The following is an 18,814-nucleotide window of genomic DNA, read 5'->3' as shown; positions in this document are numbered from 1 at the left end:
CCGGGCGCGGTCAGGCCATGCCCTTGCTCTCCTCGGCGGCGACTGGGTCGGCGATCACCGCGTCGGAGTCCTCCAGTACGAACGCCTCCTCAGCCGCGCGCCGGGTCAACCGCGCGATCAGCCAGCCGATCACCATGCCGGTCGCCGCTCCAGCGAAGATCCACTCCCACTGGATCGGCGCCCGGCGGCCGGCCAGCGCGTCCATCGCGCTACTGGCGCGCCGCCGGCTCTCGCCCATCGCCGAGCCGACGCGGTCGCTCGCCGAGCTGATCCGGTCGCCCGCCGAGTTGAGCCGGTCGCTCGCCTCCTCGGCCAGGTCGGCACCGCGCCGGGCCAGCGACCGCGCCCCGTTACCGCCGGCCTCGACTGCCGCGACCAACTCGTGGAACGCCTGTCCCGCGACCCGCTCCGCTTCCCGGGTCCGTCCACTCCACCCGTTGCCCATCAGGGACACCTCCAGCACGTCAGCCTGCCGACCGCAGTCGTCTCGTTCGCCTGTTGTCCGAAGGAGTGCCCGCACTCCGGTCGCGGCAAACGGGAGGAGTTTGCCGTTCGGGCCCGCCGGGGTACCGGTGCGGCCATGGCCGTTGACACGTCCGCCCCACCCGAGGGGCCGGTCGCCGCTCCGGACTGCCGGCCCATCTACATCGGCCTGGTGATCCTGGTCGCCCTCCTGCTCATCGCCCTGCTGGTGGCCGCGGTGAGCCTCACCGTGCGGCACGGGAACGGGCCGGAGCACACCGTTTCGGCGCCGCTGGCCGGCCGCGACGACGCCCGGCTCGACCTGACGTCGGGGGTCGGGCTGGTGACGGTACGGGTCCGGGACCTCGGCGACCGGCTGTACCGGATCGGTACGCCGGCCGGTTCCGGCACGGTACCCCGGGTGACCGACCAGGACGGTTCGGTACTCGTCGGGCTGGGTGCCTCGGACGACGGCTCGGGTGGCGGCCCGGCCAGCGTCGAGATCCTGCTCAGCTCGCGGGCGACCTGGCGGTTCCGGCTCGCCGGCGGGGCCGATGAGGCCCGACTCGACCTGCGCGGCGGCCCGGTTTCCGGAGTCGACATCGCCAGCGGCGTGTCCAGCGTCGAGCTGTGGCTGCCCAGGCCGAGAGGCACGGTCACGGTACGGGAGGGTGGCGGGGCGTCCGAGTTCACCGTGCACGCCCCGGCGGCCGTACCGGTCCAGGTACGGGTCGCCGGCGGCGCCGGGCAGGCGACCATCGACGGCACCGTGCACGCCGGTGTCTCCGGAAACACCGTGTACCCGGCCGCCGGCTGGGATCAGGCGAGGGACCGGTACGAGCTGGACGCGGTCGGCGGCCTGTCGCAGCTGTCCCTGGACCGGTCCTGACGGCTCACGTCGACCGGTCCCGGCGGGTCACGTCGACCGGCCCGGGCTCACAGCGACCGGCCCGGCGGCTCACTTCGACCGCTTGTCGGCGATCGTCGCGCCGCCCGGCAGGGCGAACGCGTCCAGGGCGACGGTGGGCCGGTAGTCGTCCAGAGTCAGGTCGATCGGGTTGCCGTCGACCGTACCGGTGAAGCTGCCCAGCATCCCCTCGGTCGTCACGCAGGCGGAGAAGCTGGTGGCCGGCGCGTTGCTCAGGCCGGTCACGTCGAGGCAGGTGGCGTGCTCGCCGGACAGCGTGGTGTCGTGCTGGGAGACCACCGTCCCGCCGTCCACGGCGACCGCGCTGAGCAGGTCGATCACGACCGTCGGGGCGAGCAGGCCCCGGCCGCCGATCTGGGACAGCAGCGCGCTGGTCGGGTTGCCGGGCGGCGATGGCGGCGGGGTCAGCGTGCAGGTCGTGGCGCCGCCCGAGGAGCGGCAGTCCGCGGTCTGGTCCGGGGTGAGCACGAGCTCGCCGCCCGGATAGGTGTAGGCGACCCGGCTCGGGTCCTGGGCCTGGGCGATGGTGGCGCTGGTGCCGTGTGGCAGCGAGTAGGTCGCGGTGTAGGTCAGCGAGCCGGCGCTGGACATCCGGCTGGCGAGGTCGTCCACCAGCTGGGCCCGGCCGCTCAGCTGCTGACCACCGGCGACGGTGTCGCAGCCGGCCGATCCCCCGACCGCGGCGGTGACCAGCGCGGACATGGCAACGGCGAGGGTACGTCGGGCGCGGATCGACCGCGGCGCAAGACGCATGTCCTCAGCCTTCCCGCTGATCTGGCCGCGCGGCAACTCTATTCACAATCTGGGTCGTTTTATACCGAAAATCGCCCCGGGTCTCGGGTCCGGGAGGCGGTGCTCCGGCCCTTATCCCTGCTCGATAGTCTCGGGGCAGCGGGCGTGTGTACCCGCCCCCTCTACGCCGCACCGTCGCGGCCCTAATGATCGTCAAGAGGAGAGCGAGGGCCAGAGTGGCCACCATCGAGGCAATCGTCGCGCGGGAGATTCTCGACTCGCGGGGCAATCCGACCGTCGAGGTCGAGATCGGGCTGGACGACGGTACGATCGCCCGCGCCGCGGTACCTTCCGGCGCGTCTACCGGTGCGTTCGAGGCGCTGGAGCTGCGCGACGGCGACAAGGACCGGTACCTGGGCAAGGGCGTCGCGAAGGCCGTCGACAACATCGAGGAGCGGATCTTCCCCGAGCTCGTCGGCTACGACGCGACCGACCAGCGCGCGGTCGACCAGAAGATGCTCGACGTGGACGGCACGCCGGACAAGTCCGAACTGGGCGCCAACGCGATCCTGGGCGTTTCCCTGGCGGTGGCGAAGGCCGGAGCCAACTCCTCGAGCCTGAGCCTGTTCCGGTACCTGGGCGGCCCGAACGCGCATCTCCTGCCGGTACCGATGATGAACATCCTCAACGGCGGCGCGCACGCGGACTCCAACGTCGACATCCAGGAGTTCATGATCGCTCCGATCGGCGCGCCCGACTTCCGCGAGGCGCTGCGCAGCGGCGTCGAGGTGTACCACGCGCTCAAGGGCGTCCTGAAGAAGCAGGGCCTGTCGACCGGCCTCGGCGACGAGGGCGGCTTCGCGCCCAACCTGCCGCACAACGCCGCCGCGCTGGACCTGATCGGTGAGGCGGTTGGCATCGCCGGGTACGAGCTGGGCAAGGACATCGTGCTCGCGCTCGACGTGGCGGCCACCGAGTTCTTCGCCGACGGCGCCTACACCTTCGAGGGTTCGGCCAAGTCGGCCGAGGAGATGACCAGCTACTACGCCAAGCTGGTCGAGTCCTACCCGATCGTGTCGATCGAGGACCCGCTGGCCGAGGAGGACTGGGCCGGCTGGACCACGATGACCGCGCAGCTCGGCGACCGGATCCAGATCGTCGGCGACGACCTGTTCGTCACGAACCCGACCAGGATCGCCCGCGGCATCGCCGAGCGGGCCGCCAACGCGGTGCTGGTCAAGGTGAACCAGATCGGTTCGCTGACCGAGACGCTGGACGCCGTCGACCTGGCGCACCGGGCCGGATTCCGGACCATGATGAGCCACCGGTCCGGAGAGACCGAGGACACCACGATCGCGGACCTGGCCGTCGCGGTCGGCAGCGGCCAGATCAAGACCGGAGCGCCGGCCCGGTCCGAGCGGGTCGCGAAGTACAACCAGCTGCTGCGCATCGAGGAGGAGCTGGGCGACGCGGCGCGGTACGCCGGTGCCGGCGCCTTCCCGAGGTACCGTACGCAGTGATCGTCACCGGCCCGGCGACAGCCGGCCGGTAGTGCGTCCGATCGCGCGGGGCGCGGCGAAGCGGCGGGGCCGGGCCGGACAACCGAGGTTGTCTGGCCCCGACCCGATCCGTCGACCGCCCGCGCCCCCGCGGTGGCGTTGACAACGGGGGGAGGGCAAGCATGACGCAGCCACGTCGCACCCCAGGCCGAGGCGGTCCTAGCCGGCGCGGCCGGGGCACCGGCTCCCCCCGGGCCACCCGGGGCGCGGCCACCCGCACGAGCCTCGGCCGCGCCGGCTCGAACCGGGCCACGCCGCTCCGCTCCGCCGACCGGGTACGGGCGGTCCCCACCCGCTCCGCCGCCACCGACCCGGCGCGCTCCGCGTCCCGTCCGGCCAGCGCCCGCCGCGCCGCAGCCGGTGGCGCCGCCCGGCGCACCCGGGCACCGCAGCCGCACCGGCTCACCGGCCGGGCGACCGTCCTGGCGTTGGTACTCGGCGCGCTGCTGCTGGCCTACGCCTACCCGGTGCGCATCTACCTGAACCAACAGGCGCAGATCTCCACTCTGGAGGCCAACCAGGCCGCCCAGCGCCGGCGCATCGGCGAGCTGACCGACGAGTCGCAGCGGTGGAAGGATCCGACCTACATCCGCACCCAGGCACGCGAAAGGCTTCAGATGGCGATGCCGGGCGACACGGTCTTCATGGTGTCGCGGCCCGGTTCGACCGCGTCCACGTCCACCGATCCCAATGCCGGCAAGGCAAAGAACACCGGGCCGTGGTATGGGCAGCTGTGGTCGAGCGTTCAGGCCGCGGACAAGCCCCGGACCGCGCCGTGAGCCCGACCGAGCCGTTGGGGCCCGGGGACATCGAGGCGGTACAGGACCAGCTCGGGCGCACGCCCCGCGGCACCCGGGCGGTGGCGCACCGGTGCCCGTGCGGCCTGCCGGACGTCGTGCAGACGACGCCGCGCCTCGCGGACGGCACGCCGTTCCCGACGTTGTACTACCTGACCTGCCCCCGAGCCGTGCAGGCGTGCAGCCGGCTGGAGTCGGCCGGGCTGATGAAGCAGATGACCGAGAGGCTGTCCACGGATCCGGAGCTGGCCGCCGCGTACCGGGGCGTGCACGAGGACTACCTGGCGCAGCGCGAGGCGATCGGCGAGGTACCGGAGATCGCCGGGGTGTCGGCCGGCGGGATGCCGGGACGGGTCAAGTGCCTGCACGTGCACCTGGGGCACGCGCTGGCAGCCGGTCCGGGCGTGAACCCGTTCGGCGACGAGGTACGCGAGCTGGTCGAGCCGTGGTGGACCGCGGGCCGGTGCGTGTGAGTTCAGCGGAACCGAGCGGGTCGGACGAGATCACCGTCGGCCGGGCGCGTACCGGCGACGTCCGGGCGATCCGGCGCCTCGTCGACACGTATTCCAATGAGCGCCGGCTGCTGTCCAAGGCGACGGTGGCGCTCTACGAGGACGTCCAGGAGTTCTGGGTGGCGCGGGCGGCCGGGAAGGTCGTCGGCTGCGGCGCGCTGCACGTGATGTGGGAGGACCTCGCCGAGGTCCGCACGGTGGCCGTGGATCCCGCGTGGCGGGGCCGGAAGATCGGGCACCGGATCGTCGCCGAGTTGCTCGCGACGGCCCGGGAGCTGGGCGTGGCGCGGGTGTTCTGCCTGACGTTCGAGACCGAGTTCTTCGCCTCGTTCGGTTTCGTCGAGATCGACGGCGCCCCGGTGCCGCCCCGCGTGTACGAGGAACTGCTGCGCTCGTACGACGAGGGGGTCGCGGAGTTCCTCGGCCTGGAACGGGTGAAGCCCAACACCTTGGGTAACAGCCGGATGTTGCTGCGCCTGGAGGACGACGTTCCGGGTCTCCGCGCGGCGTCAGGCGCGCCGAGCCAGAAAGGTCGGAAAGCGTGAGTCGGGTCGCCTCGATCGACTGTGGTACCAACTCGATCCGGCTGCTGGTCGCCGATCTGCCGGCGGACGGCATCGGCGACCTCACCGACATCGACCGGCGGATGGAGATCGTGCGGCTCGGCCAGGGGGTCGACCGTACCGGCCGGCTGGCGCCCGAAGCGATCGAGCGCACCCGGGTCGCGCTGGACCGGTACGCCGGGCGGATCCGGGAGCTGGGCGCCGAACGGGTACGGATGGTGGCCACCTCGGCGACCCGGGACGCGTCGAACGCCGGGGAGTTCCGGGACATGGTGCGGGCCACGCTGGGCGTGCCGCCCGAGGTGATCACCGGTCGGCAGGAGGCGGAGCTGTCGTTCACCGGTGCCGTACGCGGCCTGCCAGTCGGAGGCTACGTCGTGGTGGACATCGGCGGCGGCTCCACCGAGTTCGTCGCCGGTACGACCACTGTGGAGAGCGCGATCAGCGTGGACATCGGGTGCGTACGGATGACCGAGCGGCACCTGTCCGGCAACCCGCCCACGCCGGAGCAGATCGAGGCGGCGACCGCGGACATCGAGACGGCGGTGGACAAGGCGCTGTCGGTGGTCGGCGGGATGGGTGACGCGACCCTGGTCGGCGTCGCCGGTACCGTCACCACGATCGCCGCGATCACGCTCGGCCTGTCCGAGTACCAGCCGGAGCGCATCCACCACTCCCGGATGTCCACTGCGGACATCGAACGGGTCGTCGCCGATCTGCTCGCGATGACGTACGAGCAGCGGTCGGCTCTGCCGGTGATGCACCCGGGCAGGGCCGACGTGATCGGCGCCGGCGGCCTGATCCTGCGCACGATCCTGAACCGCGCGGGCGTCACCGAACTGGTCGCGAGCGAGCACGACATCCTCGACGGCATCGCCTGGTCACTGGCGTAGCGCCAGCGTTGCCGGCGCCGACCGGCCGCTTTGGCCGAGCGCTGGCGTCACCGGCACCGCCCGGCCCTACCTCACCGCGACTGGTCGGGCTTCCGTGACGCGCGACTGGCCAGGCTTCCGCGACGCACCGCGACTCGTCGGTCCTCCGCGACGCACCGCGACTCGTCGGCCCTCCGCGACGCGCCGTAGCTACTGTGCTTCTAGCGGTACTCCGCATAGCGAAGTAGTATGCCGTGCGTGGATACGACCCAACTACTCAAGGGCGTCCTGGACCTCGCCGTGCTCGCGGTGCTGCGCGAGGAGGACGGGTACGGGTACGACATCCTGCGCCGCCTGCGCACCGCGGGCCTCGAAGAGGTCGGCGACGCATCGGTCTACGGCACCCTGCGCAGGCTCTTCCAGAACGGCCTCCTGACCACGTATGTGGTGCCCTCCGAGGAGGGGCCGCACCGCAAGTACTACGCGCTCAACGCCGCCGGCCGGACGCAGCTCGCCCAGTCCGGCAAGGTCTGGCGTTCGTTCGCGTCCACAATGGACAACCTTCTCGACGAACCGGGAGTCGCGGCATGAACGGCACCGAGACCCGCTCTGACGAGATCGCGCGGTACCTCGCCGGGGTCGAGGCCGCGCTGCTCGACCTGCCCGCCGACGTCAGGGACGAGCTGCTGGAGGACCTGCCGGACCATCTCGCCGAGGTGGCCAGCGAGGATTCCGGCCCGCTGCAGGCCAGGCTGGGCAGCCCGGCCAGCTACGCCGCCGAACTGCGCGCCGCGGCCGGGCTGATGTCCGCGAAGACGCCCGGGACCGGCGCGGCGCGGCTGACCGACTGGCTGAGTCTCGCGACGGACCTTTACCGGCGCGCCGACGCGCGGGGCGGCCGGCTGATCGGGTACCCGCGGCTGTCCGAGTACCTGCGGTTGCTGCGCCCGGGTTGGTGGGTCCTGCGCGGTTACGTGCTCGACGTGGTCGTGTTCGGCCTCTCGAACCGGATGACGAGCGTGATCCCGCTGGTCGGCGGCGGCAAGTGGTTGACCGGCATGGTGGTGCTGCTGGGCTGCGTGGTCGGCTCGGTCTGGTTCGGCCGCCGGGCCGGGCGATGGCGCGAGAGCTGGCAGCGGTACGGGCTGAGGGCGCTCAATCTCGTCCTGGGCGTGCTGCTGATCGTCGTGGCGTTCCAGTTGAGCGACGACATCCGCGACGGGTGGCAGGCCGCGAACGCGTCGCCAGTGTCCTATCAGGACAATGAGCCGAGCGACGTCATTCCGGTGGGATCGGACGGCAGGCCGCTGTCCGGGGTGCGGCTGTTCGACCAGAACGGCAACGCGCTGAACCTCGGCGACCCGTACTCCTGCCCGAGCGCTCCGGCCACACCGTACCTGTACCCGATGTGCGCGGATCCCTACGCGGCCTTCGGCGTACCCAGTTGGTGGCCCGGCGCGGCCTCGCTCGGCCCGTCGTCCTCCGCGGGTGTGCAGCCGTCCACCGTTCCCTCGACGGCGGTGCCCTCCATCACTCCGACGCCGTCTGCCGGTGTGTCCGCCACGCCGCGGCCGTCGAGTGCCACGCCGACGGCGTCGGTGAGCGGCTGAGGAGGTATCCCGGCGGCAAACGCCTCCGTGTCGGCAGAACGTGCGATATCTGCCACGCGGTCGCAGCCTTCCGTTTGACCATTGGTCCATGGTTGGCTACCCGCAGCAACCTCTGCGCCACCAGCCGATGATGACTGTCTGACAGGAGGCCGGCCCGTGGGTGAGCACGTGACGTACCGGAGCAACGGCGGATCGAGCGAAGGTTATCTGGCATCGCCGGCCTCGGGCACCGGCCCGGGCGTGATCGTCATCCAGGAATGGTGGGGCCTGGTGCCGCACATCACGTCGCTGGCCGATCGGTTCGCCGCGGCCGGGTTCGTCGCGCTGGCTCCCGACCTGTACCACAGTGTGCAGGCCACCGAGCCTGACGAGGCGGGCAAGCTGCTCATGGGGATGGCCATGGACCAGGCGGCCAAGGACATCGCCGGGGCGGCCGACTACCTGGCCGGGCTGGAGACCGTGGCCGGCGGGATCGGCGCGGTGGGCTTCTGCATGGGCGGCAGCCTCGCGCTGTGGTCGGCGACCCTGTCCGAGAAGATCACCGCGACGGTCGGCTTCTACCCGGCGGTGCCGTGGGAGCGGATGAGTCCGCAGTGGGCCAACTACGCGGGCAAGGCCGCGGTGATCCACTGCGACGATGAGGCCGCGAGCCCCGGGTCGGCCGGCATCAAGACCGCGGTCCGGGCGATCGAGGAGGCCGGCGGCGAGGTCACGGTGTACGACTACCCCGGCACCCACCACGCGTTCTTCAACGACGACCGGCCGGAGGCATACAACCGGGACGCGGCGGCGAGTGCCTGGGCGCGCAGCCTGGAACTGCTGCGCACCCGGCTCGGCTGAGGCTCCGCGGTCGAGCCGCACGCCGGTCACGGATCGGCGATCGGCTTCTGACCGGTCCGGCCTGGCGTGATCTTGCGGCGCGCGGCGGCCACCGGCGCGATCTTGCGGCGCGCGGCGGCCAGGCCAGTCACCGGGCCCGTAAGCTGGCCGGATGACCACCAGCCGGGAGCAGCGCGGCCGGCGCGTCGATGCCGCCGACCAGCGCGCTCCGGCGCAGGACCCGGCCGAGGTCGAGGCGCAGGCGCGGCAGGCCGGCAGCATCGGCACCCTGGACGGGTGGATCGGCCAGTGCCGGGCCTGCCCGCGGCTCGTCGCGTGGCGCGAGGAGGTCGCGGTGATCCGGCGCGCCGCGTTCCGCCACCAGGAGTACTGGGGGCGTCCGGTGCCCGGATTCGGGCCGGCGGACGCCCGGATCGCGGTACTCGGCCTGGCTCCGGCGGCCCACGGCGGGAACCGGACCGGCCGGATGTTCACCGGCGACCGGTCCGGCGACGTGCTCTATGCCGCCCTGCACCGTGCCGGGCTGGCGAACCAGCCGACAAGCGTCGCGGCGGACGACGGGTTGGAACTGCGACACACCCGGATCTTCTCCGCGGTCCGCTGCGCGCCGCCGGAGAACAAACCCACACCGTGGGAGCGCGACACCTGCGCGCCGTGGCTGCGCCGGGAGATGGAGTTGCTGCGTCCGACGGTACGGGTGGTCGTCGCACTGGGCGCGTTCGCCTGGGCGGCGTGGTGGCCGGTGCTCGCCTCGGTTTACGGGCAGCGGCCGCCGGTACCCCGGCCGGCGTTCGGGCACGGCGCACAGGCGCAGGTCGGGGACGGTGTACCGGTACTTCTGGGCAGTTACCACGTGAGCCAACAGAACACCTTTACCGGGCGCCTCACCCCTACAATGCTGGACGACGTACTCGCCCGGGCGAAGCAGATCGCCGGGCTCGACTGACACGGGGACTGCCGCCGATGAACGCCTTGCCGGAGCGGCCCACACGGGCGCACGTGCCCGGCACGGCCCGGTTACGGCGGTTCGTTCCGCTGCTCGCGGTGGCCGGGCTGCTGGCCGCGGTCGCGATCGCGGCCGCCCTGTCCACGCCGCAGATCACCCGGGTACCCGTACCGCCGCAACGGGGCGCGGACAAGCAGGCGCTGCCGTCCTTCGGACCCACGCCACCACAGCACTTCCAGAATGGCGCCGGCGTCCAGCACGACACCCAGTTGCCGAGCTGGGCGGGCGCGCTCGTCTCGGGAGTGTGCGTCGCGTTGGTGGCCGCCGTCGTCGGGCTGATCATCTGGATGGTCCTGCGCGAGCGGGTCGTGACGCGCAAGGGTCGCCTGCCGGTGGAGCAGGAGCGGGCCGTGCCCGCGGCCGATCGGGAGACGGTACTGGCGGCGGTCGACGCCGGCCTGTCCGACCTGAGCGACCTCGACGCCGACCCGCGCCGGGCGGTGATCGCCTGCTGGGTACGGCTGGAGGAGGCGGCCGCCTCGGCCGGTACGCCCCGGCAGCCCGGCGACAGCCCGACCGACCTGGTGCTCCGGCTGCTCGCCGCCCACCAGGTCAGCTCGCAGGTGCTGTACCCGCTGGCCGACCTGTACCGGCTGGCCCGGTACGCGACGCACACCGTCGACTCCGGCATGCGCGACCGGGCCCGTTCCGCCCTGGGCCACCTGCGCGCCGAACTGTCCAGCGAGCCGGCGATGGGGACGAGCCGGTGAGCTTCCTCGACGACGTGTTCCGGTACGAGGAAGAGGAGCCGAGCTCGCACCGGCCGTCCGGCCGGTCCGGCTTCCGCTGGCTGGTACGCCCGGTGGTGATCTCGCTGATCATCGCGGCCGGCGGCGGCTTCGTGATGCGGGTGACGGGTGTGGCGGTGCCGTACCCGTTGATCTTCATGGTGGTGCTCGTCATCCAGTTGCTGCGGCGCACCCTGACCTGGATAGGGCCGGGCCGGATCCCGAAGCGCCTGCTACGCGGCTCGGAGGCGTCGAGCGGCTCGAACGGCGGCGAAGACGGGCTGCGCCTGGCGGCCGGGCGGTGGGAAAACCGGCTGTTCTGGGTCAAGCTCCAACGGGATCCGGCACAGTTCGCGAAGACGATGCAGCCCCGGATGGTGCAGCTGATCGACGAGCGGCTGCGGCTGCGCCACGGCGTGGTACGGGCGAACGACCCGGTACGGGCACGGGCGGTGCTCGGCGAGCCGTTGTGGAGGTTCGTCACCGCTCCGGTACGGGAAAACCTTGCGCCCCGCGATCTGGCGGCGCTGATCAGTCAGGTGGAGGCGTTGTGAATCAGGCCGACGAGCGAAGCGAGGCTGGCAAATGACTTCTCGAGAGCGACCGCTTGACAGCGGCGTCTCGTCCCTCGACGCCGCTGGCGGTCGCGTGACCAAGGTGGCTCCGCGGGAGGTCGGCCCGCTCGGCAGGAGTGTGCTGGAGGCCGTCGGCAGCGTGGTGGTCGGCAAGCGGGAATCGCTCGAACTGGTACTGGCGGGCATCCTGGCCGGCGGCCATGTGCTGCTCGAAGACCTGCCCGGGCTTGGCAAGACGCTGACCGCCCGGTGTTTCGCGCAGGCGCTGGGCATCGACTTCCGCCGGCTCCAGTTCACCCCGGACCTGCTGCCGGCCGACGTCACCGGCTCCTTCCTCTACGACCAGCGCAGCCACGACTTCACCTTCCGGCCGGGTCCGATCTTCACCAACCTGCTGCTCGCCGACGAGATCAACCGGACGCCGCCGAAGACCCAGGCCGCCCTGCTGGAGGCCATGCAGGAGAAGCAGGTCTCGGTCGAGGGCACCACGTACCGGCTGGAGGCGCCGTTCCACGTGCTCGCGACCGCGAACCCGATCGAGTACGAGGGCACGTACCCGCTGCCCGAAGCACAACTCGACCGGTTCCTGCTGCGGGTCTCGTTCGGGTACCCGAGCCGTGACGAGGAGTGGGACGTGCTGCGCCGCCGGATGGCGCGACGGCAGGAGGACGCGCATCTCGAACCGGTCGTGGATCCGGCCACACTGCTGGCCATGCAGGCCGCGCTGGAGGACGTCGTGGTCGAGGACTCGATCGGCCGGTACATGGTCGAGCTGACCGCGGCGACCCGCGAGCACAGCCAGGTGATGGCCGGGGCGTCCCCGCGGGGTTCGCTCGCCCTGATGCTGCTGTCCCGGGCCAGGGCGGCCCTGGACGGGCGGGATTACGTGGTGCCCGAGGACGTCAAGGCGGTCGCGGTCCCGGCGCTCGCTCACCGGATCACGCTCAAGCCGGAGATGTGGCTGCGCCAGATCCAGCCGTCGACCGTGGTCACCGAGGTCCTGGCGAACACTCCGGCACCGGCCAGCGCGGCCCTCCCGACGTACGCCGACGCGCCGCCCGCGTACCGGTTGGACCAGGGGTACGACGACCGGCAGGTCCCCGGGCAGCAGGGCCAGCACACCAGTGAGCGGCCGGCGGTCGACCCGTACCGGTACACCGCCCCGCCCCGGAGCTGACCGTGGCCGAGCCCATTCGGCTGCGGATGTCCGCGCCCGACGTCCCGCCGCCCGCCCCGCCCGACGGTGGCGAGACCGGGCTGGCCGAGTCGCTCGGCCACTGGTCGCCGACCCGGGCACTGGGCCGTGCCGTGCTGGTGGTGAGCGTTCTGCTGTTCGTCGCGGTACTGCTGCGGCGGGCCGACCTGGTGGTCCTCGCGGCGCCGTTCGCGCTGGGCGCCGCGATCGGGGTGTGGCGCCGGCCGGAGGCGTTGCCCGCGGTACGGGTGAGCGTCGCGTCCGAGCTGCTGTCCGAGGGCCGGCCGGTGCAGGCCCAGATCAGCGTGGGCAACACCGATCCGATCGGGTACGACCTGGTGGTCCTGCGCACCGCGACCTCGCCCTGGCTGCGCCTGCGGCACTCGGACCGGCCGTACGTGACCTCGGTGGCCAGCCAGACGGTCGCCGACATCGACCTGGAGGGCGAGGCGCTGCGCTGGGGTCGCCCGGCACTGGGCCCGACCCACGCCTGGGCGGTCGCGGCCGACGGTCTGCTGGTCAGCGACGCAGGCGTGGCCAATGCCCGGCGGCTGAAGGTGTTCCCGGTCACCGAGACGTTCGACGCGGTGGAGGCCATGCCGAAGGCCGCGGGCCTGGTCGGCGGCCACCGGTCCCGGCGGCCGGGTGAGGGCGGTGAGCTTGCCGGGGTACGGATGTTCGCGCCCGGCGACCGGCTGCGCCGCATCGACTGGCGGGTCTCCCTGCGTACCCAGGAACTGCACGTGGCCGCCACGCTGTCCGACCGGGACGCCGAGGTGGTCCTCCTGCTCGATGTGCTGCACGAGGCCGGGCGGTCCGGAGGCATCCAAGGGGCCCGGTCGGTACTGGACACGACGGTCCGCGCCGCGGCCGGCATCGCGGAGCACTACCTGCACGCCGGCGACCGGGTCGCGCTACTGGAGTACGGCTTCCGGGCCCGCCGGCTGCGCGCGGCCGGCGGCCGGCGGCAGTACCTGACGGTGCTGGAGTGGCTTCTGGACGTCAGCGCGCAGCATGGCGCCTACGAGCCCTCACCGGCAGCGTTCGGCCCGCACACGGTGTCGGCCAACGCGCTCGTGGTGGTGCTCACTCCGCTGCTGGACACCCGGGCGGCGGCGATGGTGGCCCGGTTCGCCCGGGCTGGCCGGTTCGTGGTCGCGGTGGACACCCTGCCGCCGGACATTCCGCTGCCGGTCCAGGAGGGCTGGGGCACCCTGGCCGGCCGGCTGTGGAAGCTGGACCGGGACAACACCATCGGCCAGCTGCGCGAGCACGGCGTACCGGTGGTCGCCTGGGCCGGCGCCGGCAGCCTGGACGAGGTCCTGCGCGGGGTGTCGAGGATGGCCGGCGGCGTCCGGCCGGGTGCCCGGTGAGCGAGCGGAGCGAGCGCCAGAATCGGCGCGACGACGCGTTCTCCTGGATCGAGAACCTGACGGACCGGGTTCGTCGGGCGGCGCCCGGACCCATGCTGGTGCGCGGCGGCGTGTTCCTGGCCGCCCTGGCGGCTCAGCTTGTCGCCTGGCCCGGCGCGGTGGTCCTGGGCACGCCTGTCCTGGTGCTGGTCGTGATCGCGGTCCTGCCCGCCCTGACTCCCCGCAGTTGGCTGGTGACCCTGGCCGTCCTGGCCGCCGTACTCGGCTGGCTGGCCAGCACGACGGCGTACCAGGAGCCGCTGACGTACTGGCGGCTGATCCTGCTGGCGGGTCTGCTGTACCTGCTGCACAACCTGGCCGCCCTGGCCGCCGTGTTGCCCTACGACGCGGTCGTCTCGCCCGGCGTACTGACCGGGTGGCTGCGCCGCTACGGCGTAGTGGTGCTGCTCACCGCGGCTGTGGCGATGTTCACCCGGCTCCTGCCGACCTACCTGCCCGGGCAGCGCTATCTGGTCGCATCCCTGGTGGGACTTGGCCTGATGGTGGCGGTGGCGGCCTATCTGGCCACGTTGGTCCGGCGCCGCTGACCCCGGTGACCTGCCCGGGCAGCCATCGGCGGGTCGGAATGGCTGCCAACCCGACCTAGCATGGAATGGTGACCCCTCAGCGGATTCTTGTCGTCGGTGCCGGCCACGTCGGCCTCTACACGGCCCTCCGGCTTTCCCGCAAACTGAAGGCCCGTGAGGCCGAGGTGATCGTCGTCGATCCCCAGCCGCACATGACCTACCAGCCGTTCCTGCCGGAGGCGGCGGCCGGCAGCATCGCGCCCCGGCACGCGGTCGTTCCGCTGCGCCGCGAACTGCGCCGCTGCACGATCCTGGCCGGTGAGGTGACCCGGGTGGAGCACGAGCGGCGGGTGGCGACCGTACAGCCGATCGTCGGCCCGTCGCGCGAGGTGCCGTACGACCACATCGTCCTGGTCCCGGGCAGCGTGTCGCGGACCCTGCCGATCCCCGGCCTCCGGGAGAACGCGGTCGGCTTCAAGACCCTGGGCGAAGCCATCTACCTGCGCAACAAGGTGCTCGAACAGCTCGACGTGGCGGCCACCACAACCGACCCGGCTACCCGTGCGCGCGCCCTGACGTTCGTGTTCATCGGCGGCGGGTACGCGGGCATCGAGGCGCTGGCCGAGATGGAGGACATGGCCCGCGACGCGCTGCGGTACTACCCGGAGCTGCGCGCCGACGAGATGCACTGGGTACTCGTCGAGGCGACCCAGCGGATCCTGCCCGAGGTCGATCCGGACATGGGCGCCTACACGGTGCAGCAGTTGCTGAAGCGGAATCTGGACATCCGGCTCGGTACCCGGCTGGAGTCCTGTGTGGACGGTGTGGTCCGGCTGTCCGACGGCGACTCGTTCGCGGCCGACACGATCGTGTGGACCGCCGGTGTCAAGGCGCATCCGGTACTGGAGCGGACCGACCTGCCGCGCGACGGGAAGGGCCGGCTCACCTGCATGGCGACGCTGCAGGTGACCGGGCCGGGCGAGCGGACGGTCGAGGGGGCCTGGTCGGCCGGTGACTGCGCGGCCGTACCGGATCTGACCAAGGAGCCGGGCGCGTTGTGCGGTCCGAGCGCCCAGCACGCGGTACGGCAGGCGGTGCGGCTCGCCGACAACCTGGCCGCGGTGATCCGTGGCCAGGCACCGATCCCGTACCGGCACAAGTACGCGGGTTCGGTGGCGAGCCTGGGCCTGCACAAGGGCGTGGCGCAGGTGTACGGCATCAAGCTGCGCGGCCTGCCGGCCTGGTTCATGCACCGCAGCTACCACGTGAGCCGCATCCCGAGCTGGAACCGCCGGATCCGGGTCGTGATCGACTGGACGCTGGCCCTGTTCCTGCGCCGCGAGGTGGTGGCACTCGGTGAGCTGCACTCGCCGCGGCAGAGCTTCACCGAGGTGACGCCGCCGGTGACCCGGTGATCCAGGCCAGACCGGGCGGAGGCCCGATCCGGGCCCTTCGTCAGATCGCGCAGATGGTGCACACGGAGCGGCGTGCGCGCGGCGGAATCTATAGCCTTCTCGATCACGAGAACTTCTCCGCCGTGCCCCGGCGGCGGTTCCCGGCGCCATAAGCGCCGTGGTCCCGGCGTCCTGGAAGAGGCGGTCGTGGCGGCGGTCGGGACGGTTTCGCGACATGCCGGTACGGGCTGATTCAGCCGATCGCACCGCCCTTAGTAAGTTCCCTCAGTACGTTCGCATTAGCCTGGCATTCTGTGGTGGCGCCGGTCAGGGACGACCGAGCGCTCGATACCGACACGGAGGTGTCGTTCGGCATGTTCGCCACCGTGTCACTCCATGATTATTTGCGCCTTGGCCTGCGATTTTGGCAAAACAGGCGTAATCTGATGATCATGAACACCCGGCAGAACGGGGTGTGCGACTCATGATTGATCTAGCGACAAATCGCAATGACTCTCAGCCTTGGGACGATTTCGACTCGCGCTGGTATCTCGCGCACAATTACGAGAATCTCCGGCTGGATGACCGCGAGATCATCGAGCGTGTGGCGAATTTCTTCGCCGCGTCCGGCGAGCAGCGCTGCGGCATCGACGTGGGCAGCGGGACCAACCTGTACCCGGCCCTGGCCATGCTGCCGTCCTGCCGCCAGATCACGCTCGTCGAACGGTCGCGGTCCAACGTCGCCTGGCTGATGCGGGAGATCCGCCAGTTCGCGCCGAGTTGGGACCCGTTCTGGGGCGCGCTCGTCAACGCCGACGCGGACAGGTACAAGCCTGTCGAGCCGCGCGAGGCGCTGGCCGCCCGGACCGAGGTGCTGTGCGGCAGCATCTTCGAGCTGCCCCGGTGCGAGTGGGAGATCGGCACGATGTTCTTCGTCGCGGAGTCGATCACCGCGGAGGCCGACGAGTTCGAGCGGGCCACCCAGTGCTTCGTCCGTTCGTTGAAGCCCGGAGCGCCGTTCGCCGCCGCGTTCATGCGCCATTCCGTCGGCTACCAGGTCAATCGGCTGCACTTTCCCGCCGTGGCGGTAGACGAGGGTCAGGTCGGTGAATGTCTTGACCCGGTCGCCTACGATGTGACTGTCACGATGATCCCGAGCGGCGCCAATCCGTTGCGCGACGGGTATGACGGGATGATCCTGGCCACGGGGTACGCCAACGGGAAGTAGCGATCTCTGGGGGTGGCTGTTAACCCATGAAGGTCCAGCCACGACAGCAGATCATCGACATCTGGCGTGCCACCGCGCGGTCGTCCTACGTCGACAAGTCCTGGATCTGGGGAGGCCGGGACGGCTCCAATTCGATCAGTGACGCCGAGCACCTGCTCTGCCTGATGAACCCGGCGGCCGAGGTACCCACGTTCAAGCTGGACGACCCGGACCAGATGGCCGAGGACGTGGTCGACGCCCTGCGCGTCCTTGGCGACAGCGTGGAGATCCCGCGCCGGCTGGTGGGCATCCTCACCGAGTACTTCGTCCGGTACAGCGACGAGGACGGCACCCCGCTGTTCTCCGGCGGCGGCTACTTCCGCTCCGGCGACCCGTCCATCGAGGTCAGCAAGGAGCAGCAGGGCCTCGACGTGGTCGACTCGTTCGGCATCTCCGTGACGCTGTCGCTGGCCACCATCGGTTTTGCTCGGGTGTTCCGCGGCGTGGTGAAGCGGGCCGACCTCCGTCAGGAGATCGACAAGCTGGAGCGGCTGGCGAGCGCGCGGCTGACCGCGGCGATGATCGGCATGCTGCGCAGCTTCAGCGTCAACGTCTTCGAGGTCGACTCCACGCTCGGTCGCACGTTGATCCACATGGTGAACCAGAACGCCCTGCCCAACCGGGTGATCGTCGAGGAACTGCGCAACGAGCTGCGGGAAATCCACGCCGGGCTGCGCGACGAGGTCATCATCGGTTCCGGCGCCGGCCAGGGCGGCAGGCTGGACAACCCCAACCTGCTGTTCGAATGTGGCTGGTCGTGGGGCATCGTCAAGGGCGCACCGAAGGTCGAGGGGTTCGACAACATCGGACCGCAGCGTGCGGGCGCGGCGGAGAATGCGCCATACCTTTACTTCACCGTGGTGGCGCTGGACGCCGTCGAGGCGCTGTTCTCCGACCGCACCCGCCTGCTCGGCCTGCTCGACGAGGAACAGCTCCGGCTGGCCCAGTCGCTGCAACTGCGCTGGGACCTGACGCAGAAATATTGGTCGACCATCGCCCAGTTCGGCAACGAGCGGTGGCCGCTGGAAGACCTGCCGTGGCGCACCACCGACGGCGTCGAGTCGGACTACCTCTCGCTGCTGGTGACGTCGATTTCCGTGCAGGACCTGGTGAGTCGCCGAGCACCCGACGAGGCGTTGAACCGGGTCGGCCGGGTGCTGGCTGAGCTCGCCGGCCGCAACCGGATCAACCGGCGCAGCTTCCCCGGCGACTCCGCGGTCTCCATTCACCATCCCGGATTCGGCGTCGACCTCGGCGGCAGCGAGGAAGACGGCGGGCCGTCGCTGCGCTGGATCAAGACGGACTTCTCGCCGCTGCTGCTGCAGCGGACCATCCGCATCGCCGGCCTGCTCAAGAATCCGGTGCTGCGCCAGCAGATGGTCAGCCTGGCCGACGAGGTGTGGACGCACCTGGAACACCGGCGGATCGGCGACGATCGCGGCCGCGACCTGTGGGACCAGCCGGCCAACGAGTTTCCGCAGATCCCCAGGCAGGACTCGCGCCCCTCCTGGTATTACACCAAGCGAGTCGTCGACTGTCTGGTGACGGCGGCGCAGGTCATCGGCAACCCGCCGGTCAGCGGTTCGCGGCTGGCCGACTACACGAGCGACCTGCTGGCCGAGGCCGAGCACCTCTTCGACCAGGAACTGCTGAGCGGGTCGTCGGAAGCCGGCCCGGCAATGAGGGCGAAGATGGACACGCTCAGGCAGAAGCTGATCCGGGCCAGGAAGATCCAGGGGGACCGGCCGGGCAGCGCCGGGGTTCTGATCAGCGAGGTACTCAGCGCGCTCGACAATCTCGCCGCGGCCCGCGAAGACGTCAGCGGGGCCAACTAG

18 protein-coding genes and 2 pseudogenes are annotated in these 18,814 nt (G+C 71.3%); 18 read left to right on the top strand and 2 right to left on the bottom strand.

Translation table 11 applies throughout. From position 1 onward, the window contains the following. Window positions 1–10: 10 nt before the first annotated feature. A complete protein-coding gene (locus Raf01_RS01415; RefSeq protein WP_203915828.1) occupies window positions 11–463 on the bottom strand; it encodes a hypothetical protein in 453 nt (150 codons plus the stop codon). A gap of 117 nt (window positions 464–580) precedes the next feature. Here Raf01_RS01415 and Raf01_RS01410 point away from each other — a divergent pair, with 117 nt between their 5' ends. Next, on the top strand, window positions 581–1,351 hold the full coding sequence (locus Raf01_RS01410; RefSeq protein ID WP_203915827.1) for a hypothetical protein: 771 nt from the start codon (window positions 581–583) through the stop codon (window positions 1,349–1,351). Between the two features lie 69 nt (window positions 1,352–1,420). Here the strand turns inward: Raf01_RS01410 and Raf01_RS01405 are convergent, their stop codons facing one another. Continuing rightward, a complete protein-coding gene (locus Raf01_RS01405; RefSeq protein WP_203915826.1) occupies window positions 1,421–2,143 on the bottom strand; it encodes a hypothetical protein in 723 nt (240 codons plus the stop codon). Between the two features lie 215 nt (window positions 2,144–2,358). Here Raf01_RS01405 and eno point away from each other — a divergent pair, with 215 nt between their 5' ends. From eno to Raf01_RS01320, 17 genes and pseudogenes are all read left to right on the top strand, one after another. Beyond that, entirely contained in the window at window positions 2,359–3,642 is a 1,284-nt protein-coding gene (eno, locus tag Raf01_RS01400) for a phosphopyruvate hydratase (protein WP_203915825.1), read from the top strand. 161 nt (window positions 3,643–3,803) lie between these two features. Continuing rightward, the gene (locus tag Raf01_RS01395) at window positions 3,804–4,460 is read left to right on the top strand and encodes an FtsB family cell division protein (protein ID WP_203915824.1); all 657 of its coding nucleotides are present in this window, start codon (window positions 3,804–3,806) and stop codon (window positions 4,458–4,460) included. After that, window positions 4,457–4,951 (top strand): DUF501 domain-containing protein, encoded by a 495-nt coding sequence (locus Raf01_RS01390; RefSeq protein WP_239133284.1) that lies wholly within the window; start codon window positions 4,457–4,459, stop codon window positions 4,949–4,951. The genes Raf01_RS01395 and Raf01_RS01390 overlap by 4 nt, the downstream gene beginning before the upstream one ends. Next, window positions 4,948–5,469: pseudogene (locus tag Raf01_RS01385) on the top strand (amino-acid N-acetyltransferase); the annotation flags it as partial. The gene Raf01_RS01390 and the pseudogene Raf01_RS01385, both read left to right, overlap by 4 nt. Before the next feature lie 62 nt (window positions 5,470–5,531). Further along, window positions 5,532–6,446: a Ppx/GppA phosphatase family protein gene (locus Raf01_RS01380; RefSeq protein WP_203915822.1), complete on the top strand. Its 915-nt coding sequence runs from the start codon at window positions 5,532–5,534 to the stop codon at window positions 6,444–6,446. Between the two features lie 237 nt (window positions 6,447–6,683). After that, a complete protein-coding gene (locus Raf01_RS01375; protein WP_203915821.1) occupies window positions 6,684–7,016 on the top strand; it encodes a PadR family transcriptional regulator in 333 nt (110 codons plus the stop codon). Next, on the top strand, window positions 7,013–8,035 hold the full coding sequence (locus Raf01_RS01370) for an HAAS signaling domain-containing protein (RefSeq protein ID WP_203915820.1): 1,023 nt from the start codon (window positions 7,013–7,015) through the stop codon (window positions 8,033–8,035). Before Raf01_RS01375 ends, Raf01_RS01370 begins: the two co-directional genes overlap by 4 nt. 156 nt (window positions 8,036–8,191) lie before the next feature. After that, on the top strand, window positions 8,192–8,875 hold the full coding sequence (locus Raf01_RS01365) for a dienelactone hydrolase family protein (protein WP_203915819.1): 684 nt from the start codon (window positions 8,192–8,194) through the stop codon (window positions 8,873–8,875). 151 nt (window positions 8,876–9,026) lie between these two features. Then, window positions 9,027–9,821, top strand: coding sequence for a uracil-DNA glycosylase (locus Raf01_RS01360; protein ID WP_203915818.1), 795 nt, complete (start codon window positions 9,027–9,029; stop codon window positions 9,819–9,821). Between the two features lie 17 nt (window positions 9,822–9,838). Next, window positions 9,839–10,591: a DUF4129 domain-containing protein gene (locus Raf01_RS01355; RefSeq protein WP_203915817.1), complete on the top strand. Its 753-nt coding sequence runs from the start codon at window positions 9,839–9,841 to the stop codon at window positions 10,589–10,591. Further along, window positions 10,588–11,163, top strand: a complete 576-nt coding sequence (locus Raf01_RS01350; RefSeq protein ID WP_203915816.1) for a hypothetical protein — start codon at window positions 10,588–10,590, stop codon at window positions 11,161–11,163. The genes Raf01_RS01355 and Raf01_RS01350 overlap by 4 nt, the downstream gene beginning before the upstream one ends. A 31-nt stretch (window positions 11,164–11,194) precedes the next feature. Further along, window positions 11,195–12,247, top strand: a pseudogene (locus tag Raf01_RS01345) (AAA family ATPase); the annotation flags it as partial. Between the two features lie 140 nt (window positions 12,248–12,387). Beyond that, window positions 12,388–13,752 (top strand): DUF58 domain-containing protein, encoded by a 1,365-nt coding sequence (locus Raf01_RS01340; protein WP_203915870.1) that lies wholly within the window; start codon window positions 12,388–12,390, stop codon window positions 13,750–13,752. Beyond that, window positions 13,749–14,339, top strand: a complete 591-nt coding sequence (locus tag Raf01_RS01335) for a hypothetical protein (RefSeq protein ID WP_203915814.1) — start codon at window positions 13,749–13,751, stop codon at window positions 14,337–14,339. Before Raf01_RS01340 ends, Raf01_RS01335 begins: the two co-directional genes overlap by 4 nt. Before the next feature lie 68 nt (window positions 14,340–14,407). Continuing rightward, on the top strand, window positions 14,408–15,733 hold the full coding sequence (locus tag Raf01_RS01330) for an NAD(P)/FAD-dependent oxidoreductase (RefSeq protein ID WP_203915813.1): 1,326 nt from the start codon (window positions 14,408–14,410) through the stop codon (window positions 15,731–15,733). Between the two features lie 463 nt (window positions 15,734–16,196). Then, window positions 16,197–16,940, top strand: a complete 744-nt coding sequence (locus Raf01_RS01325) for an SCO2525 family SAM-dependent methyltransferase (RefSeq protein ID WP_239133283.1) — start codon at window positions 16,197–16,199, stop codon at window positions 16,938–16,940. Between the two features lie 26 nt (window positions 16,941–16,966). After that, complete coding sequence (locus tag Raf01_RS01320; protein ID WP_203915811.1) at window positions 16,967–18,814, top strand: SCO2524 family protein; 1,848 nt, start codon at window positions 16,967–16,969, stop codon at window positions 18,812–18,814.

Source organism: Rugosimonospora africana (assembly GCF_016862975.1).
Classification (GTDB): Bacteria; Actinomycetota; Actinomycetes; order Mycobacteriales; family Micromonosporaceae; genus Rugosimonospora; species Rugosimonospora africana.
Note: the sequence above shows the minus strand (reverse complement) of the source record. Positions and strands in the feature narration are given on the sequence as shown.

Coding starts and splice junctions, on each gene's coding strand:
- Raf01_RS01395 (WP_203915824.1), top strand. CDS start 3,804: ATGACGCAGCCACGTCGCACCCCAGGCCGAGGCGGTCCTAGCCGGCGC.
- Raf01_RS01410 (WP_203915827.1), top strand. CDS start 581: ATGGCCGTTGACACGTCCGCCCCACCCGAGGGGCCGGTCGCCGCTCCG.
- Raf01_RS01340 (WP_203915870.1), top strand. CDS start 12,388: ATGTCCGCGCCCGACGTCCCGCCGCCCGCCCCGCCCGACGGTGGCGAG.
- Raf01_RS01355 (WP_203915817.1), top strand. CDS start 9,839: ATGAACGCCTTGCCGGAGCGGCCCACACGGGCGCACGTGCCCGGCACG.
- Raf01_RS01405 (WP_203915826.1), bottom strand. CDS start 2,143: ATGCGTCTTGCGCCGCGGTCGATCCGCGCCCGACGTACCCTCGCCGTT.
- Raf01_RS01320 (WP_203915811.1), top strand. CDS start 16,967: ATGAAGGTCCAGCCACGACAGCAGATCATCGACATCTGGCGTGCCACC.
- Raf01_RS01370 (WP_203915820.1), top strand. CDS start 7,013: ATGAACGGCACCGAGACCCGCTCTGACGAGATCGCGCGGTACCTCGCC.
- Raf01_RS01360 (WP_203915818.1), top strand. CDS start 9,027: ATGACCACCAGCCGGGAGCAGCGCGGCCGGCGCGTCGATGCCGCCGAC.
- Raf01_RS01325 (WP_239133283.1), top strand. CDS start 16,197: ATGATTGATCTAGCGACAAATCGCAATGACTCTCAGCCTTGGGACGAT.